The 26698-nt window shown below is 36.4% G+C and carries 30 protein-coding genes and 2 tRNA genes; 21 read left to right on the plus strand and 11 right to left on the minus strand.

Annotated elements, in window-relative coordinates:
• The first annotated feature begins 17 nt into the window (after positions 1 to 17).
• The 8 genes from ODE14_RS14440 to ODE14_RS14475 all read left to right on the plus strand — a co-directional run bounded on the left by ODE14_RS14440 (position 18) and on the right by ODE14_RS14475 (position 5698).
• Entirely contained in the window at positions 18 to 668 is a 651-nt protein-coding gene (locus ODE14_RS14440) for a hypothetical protein (RefSeq protein ID WP_263601926.1), read from the plus strand.
• A gap of 115 nt (positions 669 to 783) precedes the next feature.
• Positions 784 to 2106, plus strand: coding sequence for a 2TM domain-containing protein (locus ODE14_RS14445; RefSeq protein ID WP_263601927.1), 1323 nt, complete (start codon positions 784 to 786; stop codon positions 2104 to 2106).
• A gap of 5 nt (positions 2107 to 2111) precedes the next feature.
• Positions 2112 to 2435 (plus strand): 2TM domain-containing protein, encoded by a 324-nt coding sequence (locus tag ODE14_RS14450; RefSeq protein WP_263601928.1) that lies wholly within the window; start codon positions 2112 to 2114, stop codon positions 2433 to 2435.
• Positions 2436 to 2437: 2 nt separating this feature from the next.
• Positions 2438 to 3007: a methyltransferase family protein gene (locus tag ODE14_RS14455; RefSeq protein WP_263601929.1), complete on the plus strand. Its 570-nt coding sequence runs from the start codon at positions 2438 to 2440 to the stop codon at positions 3005 to 3007.
• Positions 3008 to 3395: 388 nt separating this feature from the next.
• The gene (locus ODE14_RS14460; protein ID WP_248389212.1) at positions 3396 to 3689 is read left to right on the plus strand and encodes a 2TM domain-containing protein; all 294 of its coding nucleotides are present in this window, start codon (positions 3396 to 3398) and stop codon (positions 3687 to 3689) included.
• Positions 3690 to 3800: 111 nt separating this feature from the next.
• On the plus strand, positions 3801 to 4010 hold the full coding sequence (locus ODE14_RS14465; RefSeq protein WP_263601930.1) for a hypothetical protein: 210 nt from the start codon (positions 3801 to 3803) through the stop codon (positions 4008 to 4010).
• A 66-nt stretch (positions 4011 to 4076) separates the two neighbouring features.
• Entirely contained in the window at positions 4077 to 4841 is a 765-nt protein-coding gene (locus ODE14_RS14470) for a GLPGLI family protein (RefSeq protein WP_263601931.1), read from the plus strand.
• Between the two features lie 113 nt (positions 4842 to 4954).
• On the plus strand, positions 4955 to 5698 hold the full coding sequence (locus tag ODE14_RS14475; RefSeq protein WP_263601932.1) for a LytR/AlgR family response regulator transcription factor: 744 nt from the start codon (positions 4955 to 4957) through the stop codon (positions 5696 to 5698).
• A 90-nt stretch (positions 5699 to 5788) separates the two neighbouring features.
• Here ODE14_RS14475 and ODE14_RS14480 read toward each other — a convergent pair whose 3' ends face one another.
• On the minus strand, positions 5789 to 6685 hold the full coding sequence (locus ODE14_RS14480) for a hypothetical protein (protein WP_263601933.1): 897 nt from the start codon (positions 6683 to 6685) through the stop codon (positions 5789 to 5791).
• Positions 6686 to 6796: 111 nt separating this feature from the next.
• Here ODE14_RS14480 and ODE14_RS14485 point away from each other — a divergent pair, with 111 nt between their 5' ends.
• Positions 6797 to 7561: a glycine-rich domain-containing protein gene (locus tag ODE14_RS14485; protein WP_263601934.1), complete on the plus strand. Its 765-nt coding sequence runs from the start codon at positions 6797 to 6799 to the stop codon at positions 7559 to 7561.
• A gap of 425 nt (positions 7562 to 7986) precedes the next feature.
• Here the strand turns inward: ODE14_RS14485 and ODE14_RS14490 are convergent, their stop codons facing one another.
• Positions 7987 to 8181, minus strand: a complete 195-nt coding sequence (locus tag ODE14_RS14490; RefSeq protein WP_248389206.1) for a hypothetical protein — start codon at positions 8179 to 8181, stop codon at positions 7987 to 7989.
• A gap of 69 nt (positions 8182 to 8250) precedes the next feature.
• Positions 8251 to 9438, minus strand: a complete 1188-nt coding sequence (gene mnmA, locus ODE14_RS14495) for a tRNA 2-thiouridine(34) synthase MnmA (protein ID WP_263601935.1) — start codon at positions 9436 to 9438, stop codon at positions 8251 to 8253.
• Positions 9439 to 9553: 115 nt separating this feature from the next.
• On the opposite strand from mnmA, the gene ODE14_RS14500 reads away from it, so the two are divergent.
• On the plus strand, positions 9554 to 10081 hold the full coding sequence (locus ODE14_RS14500; RefSeq protein ID WP_263601936.1) for a hypothetical protein: 528 nt from the start codon (positions 9554 to 9556) through the stop codon (positions 10079 to 10081).
• 520 nt (positions 10082 to 10601) lie between these two features.
• Here the strand turns inward: ODE14_RS14500 and ODE14_RS14505 are convergent.
• Positions 10602 to 13136 (minus strand): ATP-dependent Clp protease ATP-binding subunit, encoded by a 2535-nt coding sequence (locus tag ODE14_RS14505; RefSeq protein WP_248389203.1) that lies wholly within the window; start codon positions 13134 to 13136, stop codon positions 10602 to 10604.
• Positions 13137 to 13288: 152 nt separating this feature from the next.
• Between ODE14_RS14505 and ODE14_RS14510 the strand changes: the two genes are divergently transcribed.
• From ODE14_RS14510 to ODE14_RS14530, 5 genes are all read left to right on the plus strand, one after another.
• Positions 13289 to 13516, plus strand: coding sequence for a uroporphyrinogen decarboxylase (locus ODE14_RS14510; protein ID WP_248389202.1), 228 nt, complete (start codon positions 13289 to 13291; stop codon positions 13514 to 13516).
• Positions 13513 to 14613 (plus strand): glycosyltransferase, encoded by a 1101-nt coding sequence (locus ODE14_RS14515; protein WP_263601937.1) that lies wholly within the window; start codon positions 13513 to 13515, stop codon positions 14611 to 14613. Before ODE14_RS14510 ends, ODE14_RS14515 begins: the two co-directional genes overlap by 4 nt.
• 226 nt (positions 14614 to 14839) lie before the next feature.
• Entirely contained in the window at positions 14840 to 15259 is a 420-nt protein-coding gene (locus tag ODE14_RS14520; RefSeq protein ID WP_248389198.1) for a SufE family protein, read from the plus strand.
• A gap of 2 nt (positions 15260 to 15261) precedes the next feature.
• Positions 15262 to 16227 (plus strand): glycosyltransferase family 9 protein, encoded by a 966-nt coding sequence (locus tag ODE14_RS14525; protein ID WP_263601938.1) that lies wholly within the window; start codon positions 15262 to 15264, stop codon positions 16225 to 16227.
• 70 nt (positions 16228 to 16297) lie between these two features.
• Entirely contained in the window at positions 16298 to 16462 is a 165-nt protein-coding gene (locus ODE14_RS14530; RefSeq protein WP_248389194.1) for a hypothetical protein, read from the plus strand.
• A 94-nt stretch (positions 16463 to 16556) separates the two neighbouring features.
• Here the strand turns inward: ODE14_RS14530 and ODE14_RS14535 are convergent.
• From ODE14_RS14535 to ODE14_RS14545, 3 genes are all read right to left on the minus strand, one after another.
• A tRNA-Val gene (locus ODE14_RS14535) sits at positions 16557 to 16631 on the minus strand.
• Between the two features lie 33 nt (positions 16632 to 16664).
• Positions 16665 to 16739: transfer RNA gene (locus tag ODE14_RS14540), tRNA-Val, on the minus strand.
• A 44-nt stretch (positions 16740 to 16783) separates the two neighbouring features.
• The gene (locus ODE14_RS14545; protein ID WP_263601939.1) at positions 16784 to 18028 is read right to left on the minus strand and encodes a bifunctional folylpolyglutamate synthase/dihydrofolate synthase; all 1245 of its coding nucleotides are present in this window, start codon (positions 18026 to 18028) and stop codon (positions 16784 to 16786) included.
• A 99-nt stretch (positions 18029 to 18127) separates the two neighbouring features.
• Here ODE14_RS14545 and ODE14_RS14550 point away from each other — a divergent pair, with 99 nt between their 5' ends.
• From ODE14_RS14550 to ODE14_RS14570, 5 genes are read left to right on the plus strand one after another with little or no spacing between them, the layout of a single operon-like run.
• The gene (locus ODE14_RS14550) at positions 18128 to 19474 is read left to right on the plus strand and encodes a TolC family protein (protein ID WP_263601940.1); all 1347 of its coding nucleotides are present in this window, start codon (positions 18128 to 18130) and stop codon (positions 19472 to 19474) included.
• A 1-nt stretch (position 19475) separates the two neighbouring features.
• Positions 19476 to 20066 carry a SprT-like domain-containing protein gene (locus ODE14_RS14555; protein ID WP_263601941.1) on the plus strand — a complete coding sequence of 197 codons (591 nt, stop codon included), beginning with the start codon at positions 19476 to 19478 and terminating at the stop codon, positions 20064 to 20066.
• Between the two features lie 2 nt (positions 20067 to 20068).
• On the plus strand, positions 20069 to 21151 hold the full coding sequence (locus ODE14_RS14560) for a mannose-1-phosphate guanylyltransferase (protein ID WP_248389178.1): 1083 nt from the start codon (positions 20069 to 20071) through the stop codon (positions 21149 to 21151).
• 31 nt (positions 21152 to 21182) lie between these two features.
• A complete protein-coding gene (locus ODE14_RS14565) occupies positions 21183 to 21857 on the plus strand; it encodes a hypothetical protein (protein ID WP_263601942.1) in 675 nt (224 codons plus the stop codon).
• Positions 21817 to 22359 carry a GNAT family N-acetyltransferase gene (locus ODE14_RS14570; protein ID WP_263601943.1) on the plus strand — a complete coding sequence of 181 codons (543 nt, stop codon included), beginning with the start codon at positions 21817 to 21819 and terminating at the stop codon, positions 22357 to 22359. Before ODE14_RS14565 ends, ODE14_RS14570 begins: the two co-directional genes overlap by 41 nt.
• A gap of 123 nt (positions 22360 to 22482) precedes the next feature.
• Here ODE14_RS14570 and bcp read toward each other — a convergent pair whose 3' ends face one another.
• Positions 22483 to 22932, minus strand: coding sequence for a thioredoxin-dependent thiol peroxidase (gene bcp, locus ODE14_RS14575; protein ID WP_263601944.1), 450 nt, complete (start codon positions 22930 to 22932; stop codon positions 22483 to 22485).
• 32 nt (positions 22933 to 22964) lie between these two features.
• Between bcp and ODE14_RS14580 the strand changes: the two genes are divergently transcribed.
• Positions 22965 to 23585, plus strand: coding sequence for an endonuclease III domain-containing protein (locus ODE14_RS14580; protein WP_248389172.1), 621 nt, complete (start codon positions 22965 to 22967; stop codon positions 23583 to 23585).
• Between the two features lie 73 nt (positions 23586 to 23658).
• Here the strand turns inward: ODE14_RS14580 and ODE14_RS14585 are convergent, their stop codons facing one another.
• The 3 genes from ODE14_RS14585 to ODE14_RS14595 all read right to left on the minus strand — a co-directional run bounded on the left by ODE14_RS14585 (position 23659) and on the right by ODE14_RS14595 (position 26442).
• Positions 23659 to 24105 carry a DinB family protein gene (locus ODE14_RS14585; RefSeq protein WP_263601945.1) on the minus strand — a complete coding sequence of 149 codons (447 nt, stop codon included), beginning with the start codon at positions 24103 to 24105 and terminating at the stop codon, positions 23659 to 23661.
• A 67-nt stretch (positions 24106 to 24172) separates the two neighbouring features.
• Positions 24173 to 24562 carry a DUF1398 domain-containing protein gene (locus ODE14_RS14590; protein WP_263601946.1) on the minus strand — a complete coding sequence of 130 codons (390 nt, stop codon included), beginning with the start codon at positions 24560 to 24562 and terminating at the stop codon, positions 24173 to 24175.
• An 83-nt stretch (positions 24563 to 24645) separates the two neighbouring features.
• Positions 24646 to 26442: a DUF885 domain-containing protein gene (locus ODE14_RS14595; protein WP_263601947.1), complete on the minus strand. Its 1797-nt coding sequence runs from the start codon at positions 26440 to 26442 to the stop codon at positions 24646 to 24648.
• Between the last annotated feature and the right edge of the window lie 256 nt (positions 26443 to 26698).

Raw genomic sequence — 26698 nt, forward strand, 5'->3', positions numbered from 1 at the left:
TTTAAAAAAATTTAAAAATGAGAAAATATTTTTTAACTTTCGCTTTAAGTATGATGAGTTTAACAGCTTTTGCTCAGTCAGATTATGAAAAAATAATGTCTGAAAAAATTGCAAAACTGCAAACCACCAGATCAACCGATGAATTCCAGGCTCTGGCTAATGATTTCGACAGGATCGGGAAAAAGGAAACAAACCAGTGGCTGCCTTCCTATTATGCTGCATTGGCTTATCTTCAGAAAGGCAGAATGCAGATGCAGTCCGGTAAAATGTCCGAGCTTTCCATCAATGCGGACATTGCCGACAAATATCTGGATCAGGCAGAAGCAATTGCCGGGAAGGACAATTCTGAAATACATCTGCTGAGAAAAATGGCTTATTCCCTGAAAATGATGGAAAATCCCGCAGAACGATACATGACAGACGGAATGAAAGCCATGGAAGAGCTTAAGAAAGCAGAAACTCTGGACCCAAATAACCCGAGAGTAGCCCTCATTAAAGCCGAAGACACCTATTTTACTCCTGAACAATATGGAGGAAGCAAAGAAAAAGGTATTGAGCAGTTTAAAACAGCACTGGAAAAATTCAATGCTTTTAAACCTAAAACAGCTTTGGACCCGAACTGGGGAAAAGCCGAAGCAGAATATTTTCTAAGCGGAGCGGCGAAATAATTTCCATAGCCTTCTCTCCGGAGGAGGCTTTATAATGTTCGCAGTGTAAAAGATGCTTAACGAAAATAAATTTTAATATTTTTAAGACACCAATTTTGATGCAGGGAAACTGATTATGAAACGCAAGAACTTTATCACTTTATGCTGGGTATCACTGGCAACATCCATGTTTTTCTTTTTCGTTTTTACGGATGAGAAAAATCTGGAGAATTTTATGCTGACCATTGCCATATCATCTATGTACTCTTTTGTTCTGGGCGCAGGAAACTGGCTGATTAATGATTTTCTTAACAAAAAATTTCCCTGGTCTGAAGCAACTACCAAAAGGGCGGTCATCAGTATTATTTCCATCTTATTGGCAAATATCATTTTGGTGTATTTCTGCAACTACATGAATTTTGTGGTCTTCCAGAAAAGTGCAACTACAGAAGAATATTTTACAGGTAAATACAACTATATCAATTGGTTTACCATTAATATTGCCTTGCTGATTTCAGCTTTCCTTCACGCAAAAGGCTTCATGGAAGAACTTAAAAAAAATTCCAAAAAAGAAGTGGTGGAGCAAAAACTCATTGCAAAATCTGCCAATGCTCAGTTTGAAAGTCTTAAAAACCAGCTGGACCCGCATTTTTTATTTAATTCGCTCAATGTTTTAAGTTCGCTTATTGATGAAAATCCCAGGCAGGCACAGAAGTTTACCGCTTCAATGTCAAAGATTTACAGGTATGTACTTGAACAGAAAGATAAAGAATTGGTAACCGTGGAAGATGAGCTGGAATTTGCTAAAACCTATTGTGAACTACTGAAAACAAGATTTGAAGACAGCGTGGATTTCGTTTTTGATGTTAAAAAAGAAGATTACAGAAGGTTTGTCGTTCCGTTGTCGCTTCAGCTGTTGCTGGAAAACTGTATCAAGCACAATTTTGCAACATCATCAAAGCCGCTTATCATCAAAATTTACTCTGAAAATGATACGTTGTGTATCGAAAATAACCTTAAGGTAAGAGAACAGATCAAGGAAAGTTCCGGAATAGGGCTTTCAAACATTGTACAGCGGTATTCTCTTCTTACGAAGAAAAACGTTTTTATCGAAAAATCCGAAGATTATTTTAAAGTGAAACTTCCGGTGCTGTCTGCAAAACCAAACGTTGTCAGTGAAAAAATAAATGATGAAGACAAAGCTTACGAAAGAGCTCAAAAAAGAGTAAAAGAGCTTAAAAGCTTTTATGGAAACCTGATCTCTTATTGTATTGTCATTCCTTTTTTAATCATTCTTAACCTGATTACCTCGCCTCGCGAGCTCTGGTTCTACTGGCCAATGCTGGGATGGGGAATTGGTCTTGTTGCCCACGGAGCAAGTGTATTTGCGATTGGGAAAGGCTGGGAAGAAAAAAAAATCAGGGAAATTTTAGAAAAACAAAATAATCATAAATATTAAATAGTATGAATCCTATCAGCAAAGATGACATAAGATACAAAGAGGCGGAAAGACGTGTTAAAAAAATTAAAAACTTTTATGTTTTTGCATTCGTTTATTTCGCGGTAAATATTTTTATCCTGGTAATGAATTACAAAGAATTAAAACCCGGAGAAACCATCTGGCACCTGAAATACTTTTCGCTTCCGATCTTCTGGGGAATCGGGCTTATCGGCTATGCAATCAATGTTTTTGTTCCGGGAGCTATTTTAGGCAGAAACTGGGAAGAAAAGAAAATTAAAAAACTGATGGAAGAAGAAAAAGCTGCACAGAATAAATACAATAAATAATCATGAAAATACTACAGATCTTGTTTGCTGTTTCCATGGGAGTATGGTTTTTAAGTGAAATTCTATACAAGAATATTCTAAAATCCGGAGACAATGACAAAAAAGATAAAGACCGCTCAACGCTGAATATTCTGTGGCTGGCTATTCCGTTATCCATTGCATCATCCGTCAGTGTTTCATATCTTACAAAACTACCGATTTCTGATGAAGACCGGATTTATTACATCGGAGTTGCTCTTGTATGGGTGGGAATTATTCTTAGGTTTATCATCATCAGATCATTGGGTAAATATTTTACCGTTGATGTAACGATACGTGAAGATCACAAAATTAAAAAGGAAGGTTTCTACAAATATATAAGGCATCCGTCATACGCTTTTTCGCTGCTGACTTCACTCGGCCTGGGATTGTATCTTAACAATTGGTTCTCGTTGATTTTAGCTTTTTTAATTCCGTTTATTGCTTTCAGTTACAGAATTACGGTTGAAGAAAGAACTTTGATTGAGCAGTTCGGGAAAGAATATCTGGAATACCGAAGAAAAACAAAAAAACTGATTCCGTTTATTTATTAAATTTAATTATTGTGTTGCAATTTTTAGATTTGATAAAAACCGCAAAGTTATCCAAAGAATGATAAAAAAATACTGATAATAAAGCTAAACAAAAGCCGTTTCACTATTTTCGAAAAGCAATAATTCAAAATGCAACGGTGTATTATTTAAACTCCTATTTAGAATAGTCAAACATCTTTATCTGCAAAATCAGCGAGAGAAATATATTTAAAATTTCAAAGCTTTAGATCCAAAGAAAACGATACATCCCGATTCACCGTTGAGTCGGGATTTTTACAATTCAGAATACATATTCTACGGTTCGGTCATATAAAATTGATTCGAGGATTGTTTCCGTCATACATTTTTCTCAACAAAAAGAAACAATTAATCTTAAAAAATAAAAATTATGGAAACTTTCATCAATAAAGAAGAGCTTGCGTACCAAAAAGCATCAAGAAGAGTAAAAGAACTAAAAGGATTTTACGGAAATCTTACTTCATACTGCCTTGTCATTTCTTTTTTAGCCGTATTAAACCTTATCACTTCACCGGAATATTTATGGTTTTTATGGCCAATGTTAGGCTGGGGAATAGGAATTGCAGCACATGCAGCCAATACCTTCGGGATAAGCAAAGACTGGGAAGAAAAAAAGATCAGAGAATTGATGGAAGAGGAAAGAAAAAATACCAAAACACTTTAATATAAATTTTATCAATAAAGAAAAATAGTCATTTTTTAACATAATATAATTCTTTTTGTAGGGAATTAAAATTATTTTACATTTACATCCTAAATTTTAAAAACAACAAATATGAAAAAGAAATTAGTTGTAACTGGAATGCTATTTTGTTCCATTGCTGCATTTGCTACAACTTATTGGACTGTAACTACAACTTGTGGTAAAAAAACAACTCTTCAAACTTCGGATAATGTATCAGATGCTCAGATGCAGCAATATGTAGCCGCAATTAATTACGATCTTTGCAGTACTATACCACAACATATTACAATCACTCGTTAGTTTAAAATTAATATTAATTTAAGAGCAGAATGATTTATCTTTCTGCTTTTTTAGCACCATTCATCAATGAGAAAGTTATTTTCGTTTTTGTTATTGTTTGCACTTTTTGAAGTATTAAACGCACAAAATATTAAAACAGACCTATTTATTACTTATGATGTAGAATATCCAATTTATAAGAAAAAGAATACTGAACAGTTTTTACTCTTTATAAATACAAAACAAAATACAAGCTATTATAAAAGTACTAATCAGTACGTTTTAGATTCGTTAAAGGCTAACGGAAAAGTAAAAAGCGGAGATTTTATGACAGGAATTTCTTATCAGACTGCCTTAGGAGAAGAAGTGTTGAGAAAAAATAACTCTTTTACAGTATATGAAAAGGTTGTTGATGCGAAAATTAAATATATGGAGCCAATTAACATTAAATGGACTATTTTAAAAGAAACTAAAATTTATTCAGGATATAAGACAAGAAAGGCTTTCACATATGCTTATGGGAGAAAATGGATTGCTTGGTATACAGAAGATATTCCGTTAAATTTTGGGCCATATAAATTTGGTGGTCTTCCTGGAATGATTGTAAATATGTACGACGAAAAAGCAGAATATCTTTTCACTCTCAGTCAATTTAAGAAGAAAATAAAATATGTTCAACTTCCAAAAGATAATAGTTATAAGGAATTTCCTAAGAATAAAACTAAAGAGATAAAATATAATGCTCTTTCAGATCTTAGTGGGATGATTTTCGATGATCCAAATGAGAAAAGGAGAATGGAAAAATCTAATCAGAAAAGAATAAAAGAGTCACCCCAGCTGGATATTGAATAAATTATTATTAAAGACATCAGTTCTAAATAAAAAAACAAAAGACCCCATTCAGTTTTAAAAACTGATAACTTTTGATTATTTTTAAATGCTAAAACTAAATCAGGAACTCAAAAATGATAAGAACAGTCATTATCGAAGACGAAAAACCGGCTTCAAGGAAATTGGAAAGAATGCTTGGCGAATTTCCTGAAATTGAACTGGTTGCCAAAATAGAATCCGTAGAAGAAGGAGTTTCATGGTTTACTGAAAATGAGCATCCACAGCTGATCTTTTCGGATATTGTTCTGGGAGACGGTTTGTCATTCGATATTTTCGAAAAAATTCCCACCAAAGGTTTTATTATTTATACCACCGCTTTCGATCAGTACACACTGAAAGCATTTAAACTCAACAGTATCGACTATCTTTTAAAACCAGTTCTGGACGAGGACCTCGGAGCTGCTATTGATAAATTCAAATCGTTTATTCCTTCGGATCATTTGGTTAATTCTCAGGAAATAAAGCAATTAATTAAAAAAGATAAAACGACGCTGTCCAGAATTCTGGTGAAGATCGGGTATAATCTTAAAATCGTACAGACACATGAAGTCAGTTGTTTTTACAGCGAAAATAAAATTGTGTATCTGCAGACTCAGGAGCGTGCTTTTCCTTCGGATTTTACATTGGATGAGCTGGAAGATATTCTGGATGATAAGAAGTTTTTCAGGGTAAATCGCCAGTTTATCATCAATTCGGATTACATAAAAAATATCCATACTTCGCCCAATTATAAAGTTGAACTGGAGTTTCAGCCTAAAGAAGAAATTACGGTAAGCCGCGACCGCGTTAAAGATTTTAAAGACTGGCTGGTAAGTTGATTCATAAAGATAATAGAGAAAAGATGATAGACTTTCTCTTATATATATATCAAAACTTTAAACCTTGAACTTTAAACTAAAAACCCACAACTACTTGTAATCAATACGGTTAGATTCCGTATCTTCAAGTTGTTTTACAATGGTTGGCGGTATTTCTTCACTGTCTATGGGAAAGCTGATGGAATCTGTGATAAACGTTTTCCGGTCTGCTTTCTGGAAAATCTCAAACAGGGCAATCGGCTCCTGGTTAAAACTAATACATGTACTTATAAAATGCAATTCATGGAGCTTGTATTCTGGATTTTTAAGCTTTTCCTTGATGTCTTTTATCCTTGAGATAAAATGACGCTGGCGAATAAACGTATTGCTATTCATGATGATGAAAACATAATCGGAATAAGCCGTCACTTTGCCAAAATACTTATGATGGTCGCCGCCGCTTCTTTCAATGAAATATTCACCCGAAGTTTCGGATTTATAGATCTCTGTTGCCGATCTCCAGATGCGCTCTTCACGGGCCTGTAAAGGATTATCCGGAAGATTCCTGTTGTAGGAGTACCAGCAGCCGACAAGCTTATCGAGCAAATCTGTATTCGGTTTTACATTATTCATATCAATCCGAAGATCATTGAAATTAAATGATTCTGTATTCGAATTAATAAAATCAATATAATTGGAATATCCCAATACTTTTACAATCTGGCTTAACTTGGCAAGATTGGGTTTGCTGATGACAGCATTTTTATCCTGATTAAATTTTTTTAATTTGTTAATGATCACATGTTCATACAAATAATTAGAGCCCAGAAGATCAGGCTGTTTCTTTATGCCTTTTTCCTGATTTTCAGTATTGATCAGGTCATTCAATTCAGCAACAATATAAGACCATTCTGTTTTGGAAACATCTTCCCAACTGCTTTTTTTGAGAAATTGCATCGCCAAGAAGTTCATCAGTTTTTCTAAATGCAGCAAATCTTCTTTTTTCATTTGTTTAAAATATAAGACTAATATAAGATTATTTTAAAACCTAATAATACCATCATAAGACTTTTATATTTATTTTTCCTTCGATATTTGAGTAGAAACAAAATATAAACAATGGAAACAAAACTCATCTTACAGAATGATCCGCTTTGGAAAAGACTTCAGAATTTTTCATTAGACCATCCTAATGCTGCTTTTCCCTTTTCAAAAAAACTGGCGAAAGAAGAAAACTGGACAAGTTCTTTTACCGAAAAAGCTATCGAAGAATACAAGAAGTTCGTTTATCTCTGCTGTACATTGCCTGATGGTGCTTCACCCAGTGAAATTGTCGATAAAGTATGGCATCTGCATTTAGTTTACACTCGAAATTACTGGGAAGAATTCTGCCCGGATATTCTCCAAAAGAAATTGCATCATCATCCGTCACAAGGAGGACCAGCGGAAAATGAAAAGCACAAAAGCTGGTTTGAAGAAACATTAAAAAGCTATCGTGAAATCTTTGAGCAGGAACCGCCGGAAGAGATCTGGAAACAGGATTTAAAACCTTCAAACAAACAAAATAAATCATACTTCGGTAAAATTGCTCTTTTATTGGGCAGTATGTTTATAATTTTCTCATGCACAGAAAATAGCAGTGGAGGATTGGGAATATTTTTTACATTGATTTTCTTTTTCGTAATTGTGATTTTGATTATAAAAACGTTCAGTAATAATAACAATCAGTCAAATAAAGACAATGACCAGGGAGGTGACGGAACATTTTTCTATACCTGCGGAAGCGACAGTTCTCACGGAGACGGAGGAAGTTCTTCCGGTTGCAGCAGTTCCTGTGGGAGCAGTTGTGGGGGAGGTTGCGGAGGCTGTGGCGGCGGAGATTAATTATTTAATTCCACAATAATGAAAAGATTATTCATTCATACCATTCCTTTCGCGATAAGCTTTTTTTGGTTGCTGATAGTAAATCATACCTCAAATCCATTTATTTTGAAAGGTCCGGATTTTTTAAAATTTTATCTCATCCTTATCTTCCTGTTTTATACGGCGGTATTTATTTTAAATAGGAGTATCTCACAAACAACGTTTTATAGTTCAGGCTTGATTATTTTATTGGGAATCATTAAACTCTTTATTGGAATGATATTGGGAAAACCTGTCGGATTTTTAATCATCATTTTAATTCTTGAATTAATTGTATTAATGATTATTAGAAGATCTTATCTAAACATGTAAATTAAATTCTGGTATTAATCCAAAAAAACAAACCCGAAACAACACGCTCCGGGTTTTATCATATTTTATTAATTCTATTTATTTTGACTTTTCCGTCCGTATTGGTCTATCACGAAACAGGTAACGGCAACAAGCATAATGCTCAATGTAAGTTGTGACTTTTCCGGATTAACAATCTCCTGATAAAGGTGATATCCAAAAAAAGAAGATACTAAAGCAATAATTAATTGTTGAGCGTAAGAATAATTGTTTTCTAAAATGGTTTTCATAATGATATTTTTTATTGTTATTTACAGAGTAAGTATAACAACTCAAAATATGTTACAGAAATTTATTTCTTATGAAATTACACCGCTTCCCAGCAATTCTTCTCCGTCATACCAAGCAGCAAACTGTCCTTCGGCAATTGCGGATTGTAATTCTTCAAATTCAATATAAAAAGCATTGTCAAACTGATACAAGGTTGCTTTTTGCAAAGGCTGTCTGTACCGAAATCGGGCCATCACTTCCATCGATTCTCCGCTTTTCAGCTTCAGGTCTTCACGAACCCAGTGCAATTCGGAATTATCGATTTTCAAAGCTTTTTTAAGCAATCCGGGAAATTGATGCCCCTCTCCTACAAAAAGAATATTGTTTTCCATATCTCTGGAGATGATAAAACAGCTTTCCTTATGACCGCCGATTCCCAGGCCTTTGCTTTGTCCAATCGTGAAAAACTGGGCGCCCTGATGTTTTCCGATTACCTTTCCATCAGATCTTTTATAATTGATTTTTTGGCTTAAAAATTCAAGCTCTTCCTGTTTTGAAGAAAATTTCGGCGTTTCCTGGGTAAAAAGTGGAGAATCTTTGAAAATTTCCACGATTTCTCCTTCTTTAGGAACCAGTTGCTGCTGCAGAAATTGAGGAAGGCTTACCTTTCCGATAAAACATAATCCCTGAGAATCTTTTTTATCAGCAGTTACCAATCCGATTTCTTTTGCAATTTCCCTCACCTGCGGTTTTGTAAGTTCCCCAATTGGGAATAACGCTTTAGAAAGCTGATCCTGGCTAAGCTGGCATAGAAAATAAGACTGATCTTTATTGTTGTCTTTTCCGGCTAAAAGATGGAAAATTTCTTTTCCATTTTCATCGATAGTAGAATCTACTCTGGCATAATGCCCCGTTGCTACTTTATCCGCTCCCAACGACATTGCCGTTTTCAGAAAGACATCGAATTTTACTTCGCGGTTACACAATACATCAGGATTCGGGGTTCTTCCTTTCTGATATTCATCGAACATGTAATCTACAATTCTTTCCTTATACAGCTCGCTCATATCAATTACCTGGAAAGGAATTCCCAATTTCTGGGCTACCATCAATGCATCATTACTGTCTTCGATCCACGGACATTCATCTTCCAGCGTTACCGAAGCATCATTCCAGTTTCTCATAAATAAGGCTACCACTTCATGGCCCTGTTGTTGCAGCAAATAGGCTGTAACACTCGAATCTACACCTCCGGAGAGGCCTACTACTACTTTCATTATATTCAATTTTACGAAACTCTTAACGGGAGCTCTTAGTTTGACGCTGCAAAAATACAATTAAAAAGATTCGTAAAAAAGTTATAATTTTAAACATCGACAAAAACAATATACTATGAAAAAGTTCATTATTCCTTTCTTTATGTTTATTTCAGGATCCGTATTCTGTCAGATAGCCGTTGGGGCCTCACCGGAAAATAATAACCGCTGGACGTTCGGAGGCGGTATCGGGTTTGGTTTCGGAAGCAATAATTATTTTAACCTTTCAGCAGCTCCGAGAGTAGGATACAGGCTTACTGATGATTTGGAAGGTGGAGTTTTAGGAAGTATATCGTGGCAGAAATCCAACGCGTACAGCTCTACGATGTTTGGAATCGGTCCGTTCATGAATTATTATATTGCAAGAACTTTTTTTATAAGTGCTAATTATCAGCATTATTTCATCAATTATAAAGATAAATTTTACGATTTTAAAGCCAATGCAGATGAAGATGCACTGTATCTGGGAGGTGGTTATATGCAAAGAATCGGTAATAATTCTTATTTGCAGCTTGGGCTGATGTATAATGTTTTGTGGAAAGAAAATTCCAGCATTTTCTCAAGCGGTTTGGTTCCGAATATTGGTTTCGTAGTCGGGCTTTAATATGTATTCTGAAAGATGCGGTATAATATCATTGCATTCAGATCAGCAAAATCTGCGTTAGAAAATATTTGTTCTCCCACGAATTGCAAAGATTCGCAGATTAAATTATTAAAGCTTTTTAATTTAACGCAAAGATGTAATTTATGATTATTAATTTTTAGTTAGTAAAGGCAAATAAATTTTGCTTCGCGAAGGTGAATATAACTTCGTCAAAATCATCTTGTTGATTTAAACTTTGTTCCTTTATAAAGTATCAATTAAACAGTCTTTGCGTTAAAAAATAATGCAGTAAAATAAAGCATCAGAAAATTCAGACGGCAATCAGCGACGTTTCCAAAATCTGCATGAGATTATATTTCATCTCACGCTGATAGCACAGATTTCTCAGATTAAATTTCAGGATTAAATTTTCAATTCTTATAAATTTAAATATGTGGGAAATAATAATTAGCGGCTATTAAAAATAAAAAAAGCATCAGAAAAAATTTCCGATGCTTTTCATTATAATTAAATTATTTATTTAAGATTGAGAAGACTTTTCCGCCGATTTTTTTGGTTTTGAAGTCTTTCCCGTTAATCCGTCTTTTGCCTCATTGACGTCAAGAACAACCGTTTCTCCTTCGTTCAATTGCTTGTTTACCAACATTTCAGCTAATAAATCTTCAATATATTTCTGGATTGCACGTTTCAATGGTCTTGCGCCGAAGTCTTTATCCCAACCTTTTTCAGAAATAAAATCTTTCGCTTCCTCAGTTAATTCTACTTTATATCCTAATTTCTCAAGACGGCTGTATAATTTACCAAGTTCAAGATCAATGATTTTCTTAATATCGGTCTGTTCAAGAGAATTAAAGATAATAATGTCATCAATTCTATTCAGGAATTCAGGAGCAAATGCTTTTTTAAGGGCATTTTCGATAGTGCTTCTTGCTCTTGTATCCGAACTTGATTTTTTGGCAGAAGTACCGAATCCTACACCGTCACCGAAATCTTTAAGATCTCTTGTCCCAATGTTTGAAGTCAGGATGATAATGGTATTTCTAAAATCTATTTTTCTACCTAAACTGTCGGTAACGTGACCTTCATCTAAAATCTGCAGCAAGATATTGAATACATCCGGGTGAGCTTTTTCGATCTCATCCAGAAGCACCACAGCATAAGGTTTTCTTCTTACAGCTTCTGTTAATTGTCCACCTTCTTCGTATCCTACGTATCCCGGAGGCGCACCAACTAATCTTGAAACCGCGAATTTTTCCATGTATTCACTCATGTCAATTCTGATCAGTGCTTCATCAGAATCGAAGAGTTCTCTTGCCATTACTTTAGCCAGCTCGGTTTTACCGACACCTGTTGTTCCTAAGAAAATAAAGGTACCAATCGGACGGTTAGGATCTTTAAGACCCGCTCTGTTTCTCTGGATTGCTTTAACAACCTTTTTCACAGCGTCTTCCTGACCGATTACTTTTCCGTTCAGGTTTCCATCCATTCCGGCAAGCTTATCAAGCTCGTTTTTGCCTACTTTCGTTACAGGAACACCACTCATCATGGAAACTACTTCTGCTACATTTTCTTCCGTTACGGTTTCTTTTTTCTCCTTCACATCTTTGTCCCACTTATCCTGAGCGGAGTTAAGTTCCATCTGAAGTCTTTCTTCTTCATCTTTCAGTTTTCTCGCTTCAAGATAATCCTGTGCTTTTACTGCTTTCTGTTTTAGTTCCTTAATATCTTCGATTTTCTTTTCGAAATCAATGATTTCGGTAGGAACCTTCATATTTTTAATATAAACACGGGAACCAGCTTCATCCATAGCATCAATTGCTTTATCCGGTAAGAAACGGTCTGTAATATATCTTGAAGTTAAATTAACGCATGCTAAAATAGCTTCATCTGTATAAACAACATTGTGATGCTCTTCATACTTATCTTTAATCTGATTAAGAATCTGTACCGTCTCATCAATAGAAGTAGGTTCTACCATTACTTTCTGAAATCTTCTCTCCAAAGCACCGTCTTTTTCAATATACTGACGGTATTCATCCAGAGTAGTAGCCCCGATGCATTGAATCTCACCTCTCGCCAAAGCCGGTTTAAACATATTGGACGCATCTAAACTTCCTGTTGAACTTCCCGCACCAACGATGGTGTGAAGCTCATCAATAAATAAAATGACATCTCTGTTTTTTTCCAGCTCGGTCATGATTGCTTTCATCCTTTCCTCAAACTGACCACGATACTTCGTTCCGGCAACCAAACTTGCCAGATCCAGTGTAATCACTCTTTTATTGAAAAGAACTCTGGAAACCTTTTTCTGTTGAATTCTTAATGCCAAACCTTCCGCAATCGCAGATTTACCAACTCCCGGCTCTCCGATAAGGAGCGGATTGTTTTTCTTTCTGCGGGATAAAATCTGGGAAACTCTTTCGATCTCTTTTTCACGGCCGATAACGGGGTCCAGTTTCCCGTCCCTTGCCAAAGAGGTGAGGTCTCTGCCGAAATTATCCAGAGTAGGGGTTTTGCTTTTTGCAGAGCCTAAATTTCCTGTAGGCTTCCTCATCTGTTCAAAATCCTCTCTTTCATCATCATCATCATATGCACTCATTTGCGGCGCCTGTCCGGAATTTTTCAGCATGGTCTGATATTCCTTTGAAACTCCTTCATAATCAATGTCGTAAGCTCCTAAAATATTTGAAGTAGGGTCCTCATATTTGTAAAGAATGCCCAAAAGCAAATGAACGGTATTAATCTCATTGCTTTTATACTGTCTGCATTCAAGTTCTGCACGTTTAACGGCATGGTCTGCCATTTTAGTGAAAGAAATATTAGTAACTTCCTCAGATATAGGATTAAGACTTGCTGTATTTAAAGTTTCAATTTTTCTTCTGATCTGTGTTAAATCCGCATTAAGGTTTTGAAGGATTTCTTTTGCAGAGTTTTCCGTTTTTATAATACCTAAAAGTAGATGTTCTGTATTAAGAAATTCACTTTTCAGCCTTTTAGCTTCGCTTTTGCTTTGTTTGAACACCTGGCTCAAACCTTGTGAAAACTTATAATCCATAATATATCTCATTAGAATAAAAGCAGCATTGCCATTTATTCATTATCTAAATTACAAATATTTTACCAAAAACCAATAAATGACTTTATGGCAGAAAAAATTTTATTATCTTCCTGAAAATGATTAAGTTTGTGATCCTCTAAAATTCTCCTATGAATCCCGAAACCGCTGCCTATATCGGCTATTCTGCATCTCTGTTTATTGTACTGAGCTTTATTCTGAAAGATGTAAGAAAAATCAGGATTGTCAATATGATAGGGTGTATCTGTTTTGTGATTTATGGTATTTTCAACGGGATGCTCTGGCCGGTAATTATTCCCAACGGACTAATTTGTTTTATACAGATTTATTATCTTCTGTCTGATAAAAACAAAAGATGAACAGAAAAAAAATTATTATTTCTGCCTTTAGTAATCTTAATACAGACCAGCGTATCGAGAAGGTTTGTAAAACCATGCACGATAACAGCTATGCTATTGAATTGATTGGCAATACATGGGGCGGAAGTGAAAAATTGTCACGTCCTTATCCTGTTTCGCGAATACAGCTGATTTCGAAAAGTTTAAAAACGGCTTATTTTGAATTCAACTGGAAATTGTATAATGAATTAAGGAAAAGAGCAGATAAGGAAACGATTCTTTATGCCAATGATCTTGATGCTTTGCTGCCCAATTATTTAATTGCTAAAAAAAAACAGATTCCGCTTATTTTTGACAGTCATGAAATTTTTTCCGAAATGCCGGCAATTCAAGGCAAAATGTCACAAAAATTGTGGCGATATGTAGAGAAGAGCATACTTCCAAACCTTCGTTTTATGATTACAGCAAGCTCCGGCTATGCAGAATGGTTTAAGGAACGATACGGAATTCAGGCAGCTGTTGTACAGAATGCACCCCGAAAGCTTAATTTCAGTATTGAAATCCCTGAAAACAATCCTAAAATAATTTTATATCAGGGGGTGATCAATCCGTTTCGCGGAATAGATAAAGCTATTTTGGCCATGCATCATCTCGATCATGTAATTTTTAAGATTGCAGGCGACGGTCCCAGAAAGAAAGAATATCAACAACTGGTCATAAACGAAAGTCTTCAGGATAAAGTTCTGTTCTTGGGAAAACTTTCACCGGAAAAGCTACGGAATGTTACACTTACAGCAGATTGCGGAATGAGCATTGAAGAAAATGGCGGCCAAAGCTATTATTATTCGCTTCCGAATAAGGTTTTGGACTGTATCCAGGCACGTGTTCCTTTAATATTGTCTGATCTTCCTGAAATGCAGAACATCAGGAATCAATACGATATTGGTGAAATTATAAAAGATCATAACCCTGAAAATATTGCTCATGCAATTCAGACCGTATTGAATAAAGGACGCAGAAATTATTTGCCGCAACTTGAAAAAGCAGCTCATATTTTGTGCTGGGAAAATGAAGAAGTAAAATTGCTGGAGGTAGTAAAAAAAGCGTCTTTGTATTAATCTGATTTTTTAATATTTAAAGGAGTGTCTGCGATCCTAGCCCCGATTGTCGCGACATCCTTTTAATTTTCGGGCTCCGCGAAGCGGAGCCCGAAAATTAAAAGATACAGCAGAAAGCGGGAAAAAGCTTAATAAAATAAACTTAGAATTCCATTCAGTTCTTATGAGGAGGGTAATAAAATAATCTTTTTAAATTGGTTATCTTTGCAGAAAGAAATCAATCAAAATGACCATTAAGGAAAAACAGCAGGAAATAATCGATGAATTTGCTTTTCTTGACGACTGGGAGCAGAAATATGAATACATCATAGATCTGGGTAAAGAATTGAAGGGGCTTTCTGACGATAAGAAAACAGATGAAAACCTGATCAAGGGCTGCCAGAGTAAAGTCTGGATCGATGCAGAGTTCAGAGACGGCAGATTGTTTTTCAATGCGGATTCCGACGGGATTTTGCCAAAAGGGATCGTATCTCTTCTAGTAAGTATATACAGCGGGCATTCTACACAGGAAATTTTAGATTCCGACTTTGATTTCATTTCAGAAATAGGATTACAGGAATTTTTATCACCTTCCAGAGCCAACGGATTAATGGCGATGACCAAACAGATTAAGTTTTACGCTGTTGCCTACCAATTGAAATCGTAATTGTGACAAGGATTTTAGCATATCGTTTTTCTGCTTTTGGTGACGTTGCGATGACAGCACCTGTATTCCGGGAATTCCTGGAACAAAATCCGGAAGTGGAAATTGTCATGGTTTCACGAAGTAATTTTGAAGCCTTATTCGAAGAGATCCCGAATGTTATATTTAAAGGGGTCAATCTTGATGACTACAAGGGTTTTTTTGGACTCAACAGGCTCGCTAATGAGCTTATCAAAGAATTTCATCCGGACCTTATTGCCAATCTTCATGATGTAATCCGAACGAAAATTCTGGATAAAATTTATAGTACGAAAGGATTTAGGGTTTTTAAAATCAATAAAGGAAAAGAAGAAAAAGAACATTTAACGGACATCTGGAACCTGAATAAAGTTCAGCTTAAGAAAACAGTGGAACGGTATGCCGATGTTTTTCGTGAAATGGGCTTTCAGGTGACACTTTCTCATCAGCTAAGACCTACGAGTTTCAATAAATCGGGGATTGGTTTCGCGCCTTTTGCTCAGCATAAAGGAAAAATGCTTCCTCTTGAAAAGTCATATGAGCTCGCGAGAATCTTATCTCTAAAAAATACCGTTTATTTTTTCGGTGGTGGAAAAGCTGAAACCGAAATACTCGAAAAATGGGAAAAAGAAATTCCCAATACCCGAAACCTTGCAGGTAAACTGAGTCTCACAGAAGAACTGGATACAATCTCACAATTACAAATGATGATCTCTATGGACTCCGCAAATATGCATCTTGCCAGCCTTGTGGGAACACGATGTGTTTCTGTTTGGGGCCAAACGCATCCTTACGCCGGATTTTTAGGCTTTGGACAAAGTGAGGAGGATGTGGTACAGGTAAAGGATCTTACGTGCAGGCCATGCTCTGTTTTTGGTGATAAAGAATGCTTCCGTGGTGACTGGGCTTGCCTGGGAGAACTTAATATACAGAAGATTGTTGATAAAATTTAATAATCTTTTTAAATAATTATTCTAAATTTCATTGGCACAGTATTTTAATATTTGTTTAAAAAGAAGAGTTATGAAAGTACTAAAAAAGACGGCTTTAGCTTTTACTGTCGCGATGTTCGTTACTTCATGTGTTGCTGTTAGGTCTAATGGAAATAATGGATTGCCACCGGGACAAGTGAAAAAAGTAACCGGTGCAAAATCTGCAAGAAATTATGCTCCTGGGCACAATAAGTAAATTACAAACAAGCGTTCAGAGTTTCTGAGCGTTTTTTTAGCTGATTTTAAAAGATACAAACAAAAAAATCTCCCTTGAAAAAGAGAGATTTCTGTGGGTCCTGAGGGATTCGAACCCCCGACCCTCTGGGTGTAAACCAGATGCTCTGAACCAACTGAGCTAAGAACCCGAATTTTTTTGAAAGGTTTCGTTTCCTTTTCTGTGGGTCCTGAGGGATTCGAACCCCCGACCCTCTGGGTGTAAACCAGATGCTCTGAACCAACTGAGCTAAGAACCCTCTTTATCGTTGTTTCCTCGATTAGAGTGGTGCAAATATACGACTTATTCGGAAATCTCCAAATTTTTTTCTAAAAATTCTCCCACAACAAAATTACTTCCGCCAATAAAAATCATTTCCTCATTTCTACAGTTCTCTTTTGCAGACAGATAAGCCTCCTGTACGGAATTGAAAATTTTATAGAAAATTTTTGCTTCCACCAATAAATTCTCATATTCCTGAGGTGCTCTGCCTCTTTGAATAGAAGGCTTCGCAAAATAAAATGCCGCATTTTCGGGCAAGATCCTCATGACATCATCTATCTTTTTGTCATTGACAAATCCTAAAACAATATGCTTATGCTTATTAATAGAATTCAGCTGGGAAAAAACGTATTCCAGGCCAGCCTGATTATGTGCCGTATCACAAATAGTAAGCGGATTTTGTGAGAACTCAAACCACCGGCCGATAAAGCCTGTATTCTGATGAACACGCAAAAGTCCTTCTTCAATATTCTGCCCGGAAATAATGAAGCCAAGTTTTTGTAATTCTTCAATTAATGCCAAAACAACCCGGATATTTTTTTCCTGATAATTTCCCTTTAAGTCAGACTTCAAAGCTGTTTTTATCAAAGTAGCATCAATAAAAGGTGCGTTTTCTTTATCAGCCTTGTTTTTAATGATGTTTTTCACCGTTTCATTTTCATCTCCAAAAATGATCGGGATATGTGGTTTTACAATTCCTGCTTTCTCTTCCGCAATTTCTTCGATAGTCTCTCCTAAAATATTCTGATGATCCAGCTGAACATTGGTAATGGCCGAAACCAGCGGCAGGATAATATTGGTAGAATCAAGCCTTCCGCCTAAGCCTACCTCAATAATGGCTACGTCAACCTGCTGCTGATAAAAATATTCAAAAGCCATAATGGTGGTGAACTCAAAAAAAGAAGGCTGTATATTTTCCGGAAGATTTTTCAGTTTTTGAATAAATTGATAGACAAATTCTTTATCGCAATTCTTACCATTTACTTTAATACGTTCGGTAAAATCAATAAGATGCGGTGAATTATATAAACCAGTTTTGTAACCCGATTCCTGAAGAACGGAAGCCAGCATATTACTTGTAGATCCTTTGCCGTTGGTTCCTCCGATGTGAACACATTTGATTTTTTCCTGAGGATTTCCGAAGAAATCACATAGCTTCCTGATATTGTCTAATCCGGGTTTATATGCCTTTTGTCCATCAATCTGATAATTCGGAGCCTGTACGAACAGCCATTCTACGGCTTCCTGGTATTGTGCGGTTGTCATGATGCAAAATTCTCAAAAGTTTGATTAAAATAAAACAATAATTTTGCGAAACTGTAACTTTTTTATTTTTGGGTCGTCTAATAAGGAAAAATCGGAATTATGAAAAAAGTTTTGACTATTATTTTGGGATTATCTTGCCTGGCTGTCAGCGCCCAGAAAAAGTGGTCTTTGCGGGAATGTGTTGATTATGCAACCAAACACAATCTTCAGGTAATCCAAAATGAATATTCGAAACAAATGCAGGATCTCAACCTGAAAATTGCCAGAAAAAATTATCTTCCTTCGGTGTCCACCAATGTGGGAAACAGTGTGAGTTTCGGGCAGGCTTCTTTGGGAACGGGAAGTATCCGGAATGACAGGTTTAGCAATAATGCCAATCTTGGAGCAGATATCCTTGTCTATAACAACGGAAGGCTTGAAAAAACTATCAGAAAAACCGAATTTGACGTAGAAGCAAGTCAATACGACATTGAGACCATCAAAAATGATATTTCATTACAGATTGCACAGCAATATCTCACAACTCTGCTGAATAAGGAAATCGTTAAAATTTCCCAGGCTGCGGTTGAAAACGCCCAAAAGCAGTACGACAGATCAAAAATTACTACGGAAGTCGGAACGACGGCTCAAACGGTTCTGGCGGAGGCGGAAGCAGGACTTGCCAGAGAAAAGCAGAATCTGAAAACGGCTGAAATAAATGTGGGAAGAAGTCTTTTTGCATTGGCCCAGCTCCTGCAGCTTCAGGATTATAAAGATTTTGATGTGGAAGACGTGAATGTGCCGGATCAGCTGGCGCCGCAACTAATAGCTGTAGATGAGGTTTTAACAACAGCGTATGAAACTCAGCCCCAGGTGAAAGCTGCAGAAAGCAGGATCAGGTCGGCAGAAGCACAGACTGAAGTTACCAGAACCGCTTTCTGGCCTACTGTAACGGCAAGTGCGGGTATCGGAAGTTTTTATAATAATCTTTTAAATACAAGGGTCACAGGCTACGATCTGTTTGGAAATCCTGTTGTAGAGCCTACTTTTTTCAATCAGTATAAAGATAATTTCGGACAGAATATCGGGGTTTCGGTAAACATCCCGATTTTTAACAAAGGAATTACAAAACTTCAGGTTGAACAGTCGAAGCTCCAGGAAAGTATTGCAAAGACTACTTTACAGCAGCAAAAGCAGATTGTTCGTGAAAATGTTCAAAAAGCTCAGTTTGACGTGGATGCGAATTATGAAATTTATTTATCAGCAGTTCAGGCCGAGAAAAGCACGAAACTGGCCCTTGATTTTGCGGATAAAAGCTATGCGGCAGGAAGATCTACGATCTACGATGTCAATATTGCTAGAAACAATTATGCCAATGCGCAGGGATCTGTGGCTCAGGCTAAATATAATTATCTTTTCAGTCTTAAATTGTTGAATTTCTATGCAGGAATTCCACTAAGTTTGTAAAATGTCTATTCAATCTTTAGAAAAATATTTACCCCAAAATACATTACAATATTTAAAAATCTGGTTTGCAGATTACTATATTCATATAAAAATTACAAGAAACAGGAATTCCAAGCTGGGAGATTACCGCAAACTTCCAGACAATTCCCATGAAATTACGATTAATTCGACTCTGGTTCCGGAGCTTTTTTTCTTCGTGCTTACTCATGAGCTTGCCCACCTTATTGCTTTCGAAAAATATGGCAGGAGAATTTCTCCACATGGAAATGAATGGAAGGAAACCTTCAGACAAATGCTGTTGCAGAGTATGAATGTCTATGATGAGAATCTGAAACCGATCATTATGAAATTTTCCCAATCTCCAAAAGCGAACTTCATGGCGAGCCCGGACCTCGTTAAGTATTTCCATATTGAAAAACAGGATGATGCGCTTGTATTTATTGAAAATCTCCAAAAAGGCGATTTCTTTATTTACCGAAATGAGAAGTATTTATTGGAAGGTCTTATTAAAAAAAACTATCTTTGTAAGAACCTGGCTACGGGAAGGAAGTATTCTTTCAAGCCTTTGGCAAGGGTAGAAAAATGCACTTAATAATGTCAAAATCAAATAGATATTGCGTGATTATGGCGGGAGGAATCGGCAGTAGATTCTGGCCGTTAAGTACGCAGAAGTTTCCGAAACAGTTTCAGGATATTTTAGGCGTGGGACGCACAATGATCCAACAGACGTATGACAGGATCAGCAAGATTATTCCTGATGAAAATATATTTGTGATCACCAATAAAGAATATGTGGAGCTTTCCCATCAGCAGCTGCCGGAAATTCCTCAGGAAAATATTGTTGGAGAGCCTTTACTGAAAAATACTGCGCCGTGCAATCTTTATATGGCCAACAAAATTGCTGAAATTGATCCTGACGCTACCATGATTGTTCTGCCGGCAGATCACCTTATTTTAAAAGAAGAAACTTTTCTGCAGAAAGCGGAAGTTGCTCTGGATCTCGCTGCCAAAAATGATTACCTTGTTACGCTCGGGATTACCCCTACAAGACCGGATACCGGATACGGATACATCCAGTTTGTGGATAAACAAGATTCTGATTATTACAAAGTAAAAACCTTTACGGAGAAACCAATTCTAGAAATCGCAAAAAGTTTTCTTGAAAGTGGAGATTTCCTCTGGAACGCCGGAATTTTTATATGGAATGTTAAAAGTATTCAACATGCTTTCGAAAAATATCTTCCTGAAATGACCCAGCACTTCATGGCATGCGAATATAATGCTGAAGGTGAGCAAAGCTGTATTGAACTGATTTATCCTAAAGTACAGAAAATCTCAATTGATAACGGGATTCTGGAAAAAGCGAAAAATGTTTATGTAATTCCGGCAGACCTGGGATGGAGTGATCTGGGAACATGGACGTCCGTATTTGAAAATACGGAAAAAGACGAAAACCAAAATGCTACCAAGCAAAAACATATTTTAGCCTACAATTCGGAGGGAAATATTATCAATATAAAAAACAGCAACAAAGCGGTTATTGTTGATTCTCTGAAAGATTTTATTATCGTAGATACGGATAAAGTTCTGCTTATATGTCCCAAAGAACATGATCAGCTGATTAAAGATTATGTACTGGATCTGAAAAACCTTAAAAAGGGAGATAAATTCATGTAAAATAATTCGGATTGATCTTCGTTCTTTCAATATGATAAAGTTTACATACAGACTTACTGCGTTCATTTGCTTTTTATTCGGAACAGTACTTTCTGCTCAGGAGAAAAAACAGTTTCCCGGAGTTTCATCAATTTTGCAGAGTATAATTCCTGATGCAAAAAATGATACGTGGATGTTGATTCATAAAAGCTATGGAAAAGACAATATCATAAAGCAGTCAGGAGTAAAAAAAGATTTTGAATCTCAATCTTCAGGATTCAATATAGGAATTGCTGATGAAGACGCATTTTACTATATCGTGGATTTATCAAAGGGTACCCCGGAATATATTACCGATCTTACAGCACTCAGAAAATTTGTCGGTAAGGTAGATAATATTCAGGATGCAGCAGTTTTTGCCGCAACGGAAGGATATATTATTGATGAAGAATTCAGAGATCTGGCGGCCAATTATTACCAGGATTCAGCCAACTATTATCTGGATTTAGGAAAACTGACATCAAAGGAATGTCCTTATCAGAAAAAGTATTTTACCTTAACGATTCCGAAATCCGGAGTTGGGATTTTAAACGTAAAAGACAACGGATCTTATATTGAGCTGTATAATAAAAAATGCACCAATAATCCCAGGTTGCTGAAAATTGAAAAAAAAGATGAGCCGAAAGATGAGCCTAAAAAATCAAACAAATCTACAAAACGGAGATAAGTTTTACGAAACCGAACGGCTGATCCTGCGTCCTATGGCTGCGGAAGATGCCGAATTTATCCTTACACTTTATAACAGTCCCAAGTTTATCAAGTATATCGGTGACCGCTATATCAGGACGGTTGCTGATGCGGAAAATTATATTGAACGGAAATTCCTTCCTCAATTTGAAAAACTGGGTTTTGGGAATTATTTAATTTTAACCAAAGAAGGAAATCAAAAAATCGGAGGCGTGGGAATATTTGAAAGAGATGGGCTGGATGTTATGGATATCGGTTTTTCCCTCCTCGAAGAATTTGAAGGAAAAGGATATGCTTACGAAGCAGCTTTAAAAATAAAATCGGTTGGGATGAATGATTTTGGCTTAAAGAAACTTTCAGCAATTACTACAAAAGATAATGCTTCTTCCCAAAAATTAATTGAAAAGCTGGGATTGAAATTTCAGCGTTTTGTAAAAATTCCAAACGATCCTGAAGAACTGATGTACTACGAAACAGAGTAATTTATAGTTCTTTCTCCTGAATCATCACGATTGTCATGCTGAAAGCATCCAAGTATAGTATTAAAAATAGGATGAATTTGAAAGATCGGGATCAGATGCTTTCAGCATAAATTTATAGATTAATTATCCTTCCAGAATCTGCTCCGCAGCAGTCTTTGATGTTACTTTTTCAATAACTCTTTCACAGATTCCTTTTTCATCAAAAATAAAGGTCGTTCTCACAATTCCCATATACGTTTTCCCGAAAGTTGTTTTTTCCTGCCAAACTCCGAATTTTTCAAGAATTTCGTGGCTCTCATCAGCGATGAGATCATAAGGAAAAGCAAACTTATTGTGAAAGTTTTTCTGTTTTTTTACCGAGTCTCCGCTGATTCCCAACAGTTGAAAACCAGCCTTTTCCAGTTTTGAGTAATTATCACTCAGGTTACAGGCTTCTACCGTGCAGGTTGGCGTATTAGCCTGGGGATAAAAGAAAATAACCAGTTTCTTTCCGATTAATTGTTCAGAACGTACGGTTTCTCCATCCTGATTTATTCCTTCAAATTGAGGTAATTTTTCGCCGACTTTAAGCATAATGTTTATTTTTGTTCAAATTTAATGGTTACATGACAAAAAAGCAAAGAGCGGAGCTTGTTCAGAGAGAATTGGAAAAATTGTATCCTCAAGTACCAATTCCGTTGGATCATACCGACCCTTACACGTTGATGGTTGCGGTGGCACTTTCGGCACAGACTACCGATAAAAAAGTAAACCAGGTTACTCCGGAACTGTTCAGGATTGCAGGAACTCCCCAAAAAATGGCAAAGCTGGAGGTGGAAGAAATTAAGGAACTGATCAAAGAAATCGGGTTATCCAATACGAAGGCAAAGAATCTTAAAAGAATGGCAGAACTGCTTTTGGAAAGACATCATGGAGTAGTACCGCAAACTTATGAAGAACTCGAAGCACTTCCGGGAGTAGGCCACAAAACGGCTTCAGTAGTGATGAGCCAGGGTTTCGGGTTTCCTGCTTTTCCGGTAGATACCCATATTCATCGTTTAATGACGCAATGGAAACTGACCTCCGGAAAAAACGTTGTAGAAACAGAAAAAGATGCAAAAGCCATATGGCCGGAAAGCGTGTGGAATAAACTTCATCTCCAGATTATTTTCTATGGAAGAGAATATTCTCCGGCAAGAGGAAAAGGAGAGAAAGATTTTATTACGAAAATGCTATTTGAAAAATAATGGCATGCAATAATGAGGCAATGGTAGTTAAATTTTCACGAAAAATTTAGCCGGATGGTTTAAAAAGATTAAATTACTTCACATCAAGCAATCTTCGATGATAATTTATCTGCCCAAGATGATAGCTTAAATGCCCGAACAGGTGAATCAGGAAATACTCTGTTGTCATGGCATAGCCCAAAGGTTCGGAAGGATATGCTTTCTGAAGTTCTTCCGCAGATAAATTTTCAAGCGTAAGGTCTACAGTTTTAATAGTTCTTTCAATCTGCTGAATCAATTCTGTCCTTGGTATATTTTTTAATGAAAATTCAAGGTCCCTGTTTCTTATATAGCCAGAATTTCCAAGTGTGGCTCCAATATAGTGATTAAGGTTTCCTACCAGATGGAGACTAAGGTTCCCGGCTGAATTAGAAATGTTATTATCGGTTTTCCAGATGTTTTCTTGGTTTTGATAAGATTCGATTTCTGTTTTTAATTTATTTAAATCTCTTGCGAAAAGGGATTGTAGACTTTGTATCATTTTATTTGATTTTTGTTCTGAAATATCCTTGGAAAAACTTAGTAACCGGGGAATCAATTTTAGTTTTTTAATGAGGAATTTCTTCCGTAAGAATTGTATTACCTGCTTTATCATAATAGATGCAGGTAAATTGATTAAGATCCACAATCCACTTCTCAATTCCTGTCCGGGCACAGTCTTCGCAGAATTTCATATAATCTGTTTCACCACGCTGATGACTTTTTAATTGGTTGATAAATAATTCTTTATCAACTTTGTTTTCAATGGCTAGTTCATCATATTGAGGCCGGGATTTTGTGGTGTAGCCGTTCTCTCCAAAATATTCCGTATGACTGTCTTTTACCCAGGTTTCGAAAGACTGTACACCGAATTCTTTTATTTCTTTGATGTAATTCGGAAAATCGGCACCCGACTGTACTTTGCTGTGCGCATGTTCAATTTGTTCTACAGTAAACATTTATTTGTATTTTTATTAAGCTTGATTTTACCGCAAAAGGGATAAAAGAATCTAAATATTTGTTCTTTTGTGATAAAAATTAATTATTTCTGCTTTTTCGCCCACAATTCCATCTTCCGGTTCAGGACATCCAAAGGAAGACAGCCCTGATTCAGAATTTCATCATGAAACTTGGCCAGGCTGAATTTGCTGCCCAGTTCTTTCTGATATTTTTCCCTTAACTCACGAATCCTCAAAGAACCAATTTTATAACCTAAAGCCTGTCCGGGCATTGCCATATATCGTTCTACTTCAGCCGTTGCGCCGGCTTCATCATAAGAAATATTGCTCAGAAAATATTTGATGGCTTCTTCTCTTGTCATTCTTCCGGTATGAAGGCCCGTATCAACCACAAGCCTTACAGCTCTCAGCATTTGATCACTCAGATAGCCCATTTTCTGATAAGGATCCGTATACAATCCGAATTCCGGACCTAAAGTTTCACAGTAATGCGCCCATCCTTCACCATACGCACCGAACCACCCGAATCTCATGAATTTCGGAAGCTTGGTGTTTTCCTGCTGTAAAGAAACCTGATAATGATGTCCTGGTATCGCCTCATGCAAAAACAGAGATTCCATTCCTGAAGTCACATTGAATTTGGACGGATCCGGAAGCGGGACATAGAAAATCCCCGGTCTTTTTCCATCCGGAGTTCCCTGGATATATTCCGCACTCGCACTGGCTTCCCTGAATTTTTCCGTCTGCCTGATCTCAAACTTCGTCTTTGGAGTTACGGAAAACATCGTTTTCAGTTTAGGCGTGATTTTCGTTAAAATTCCATTAAAAGCATCCAGCACTTCTTTTGATGTTTTGTAAGGCATCGCTTTTGGGTCTGTTTTTACATAGCTGATGAACTCCTCAAGCGTTCCGCTAAAGCCTACCTGCTGCTTTACTTTTTCCATTTCGGCACGAAGCATGGCCACCTGCTGAAGTCCTATTTTATTGATTTCTTCAGGGGTTTTATCTGTTGTAGTCCAGCTTTTTGCGTAATACTGATAAATTTCTTTTCCGTTAGGAAGACTGTTATAACCGTCTGTATCTCTTGCTTTTGGTAAATATTCTTTTTCTAAGAAGTCTCCCATTTTTGTATAAGCCGGAATGATCTTTTGTGTAATGGCATCTTTATACAATTTTGAAAATTTATCTTTCTGTTCTTTGGTAAAATCTTTTGGGAAATTTCTTACCGGCCCATAGAAAATATTCTTTTCCCAATCCGCAGTTATGATTTCTTCGGCTCTCATCTGCGGAATCATTTTGATTACCAGTTTCTTAGGTAAAACCATCTTATTGCTGATCCCTTCCCGGAAATTATCCGTTGCAGCGTTCATCCAGTCCGGAAACTTTTCCATTCTTTTGAGCCAGTCGTTGTAATCTTTTTCTGTTTTAAAAGGCTGGCTTCCTTCTCCGCTTCCGTAAAGCGGAAAGTTAAGCGGCAGTCCGCCAAACTGGGTAAAAGGAATATATTCCGGATGATAATCGTACGCCTGGATTTTATCTTTCAGTGTGAAGTTCAATACATCATAAACCACTTTATCTTCATCGGAAAGGTTTTTGTAGTCTACGTTTTCGAGCTGTTTCTGTACGGAGCGATAAAAAGCCACTTCCCCCGAAATAAAATCTTTATCAATGGTGATCGGAAGCTGGTCGTTATATCGTAAGTCACCCTGCGCAGTGGCGTCAAGCGGATAAAGTTTCAGGTACTGCTCATAATAATTGGAAGCAATAGAATCGATATTAGAGGGCGTGACTTTGGTTAAAGGGGAATCAGATTTTTTGCAGGAAGCGAGGCTCAGCACCAGGCTCAAACCTACAATGCTTTTCGATATGATATGTTTCATTCTTCGGAATTCTTTATAAAAAACAAATGTAAATATTTAAAGTAGAAAAGCAGTAAAAGATTTTCTGCATGAATGGGAGAGTCCGTTTAAAACAGACTTTAATTGGTGAAGCATAATTATCCGGATGATTAAGATTAGTGTTTGCATAATGCATTCATGACATTATTCAACACTTTTCATAAATAATGATTTTAAAAAATAATTTTCAAAAAATTTTTCACGTTCAATCTATTTTTTATCTTTGTTGAAAACGTTT

This window comes from Chryseobacterium sp. PET-29 (genome assembly GCF_025736815.1).
GTDB lineage: Bacteria > Bacteroidota > Bacteroidia > Flavobacteriales > Weeksellaceae > Chryseobacterium > Chryseobacterium nepalense.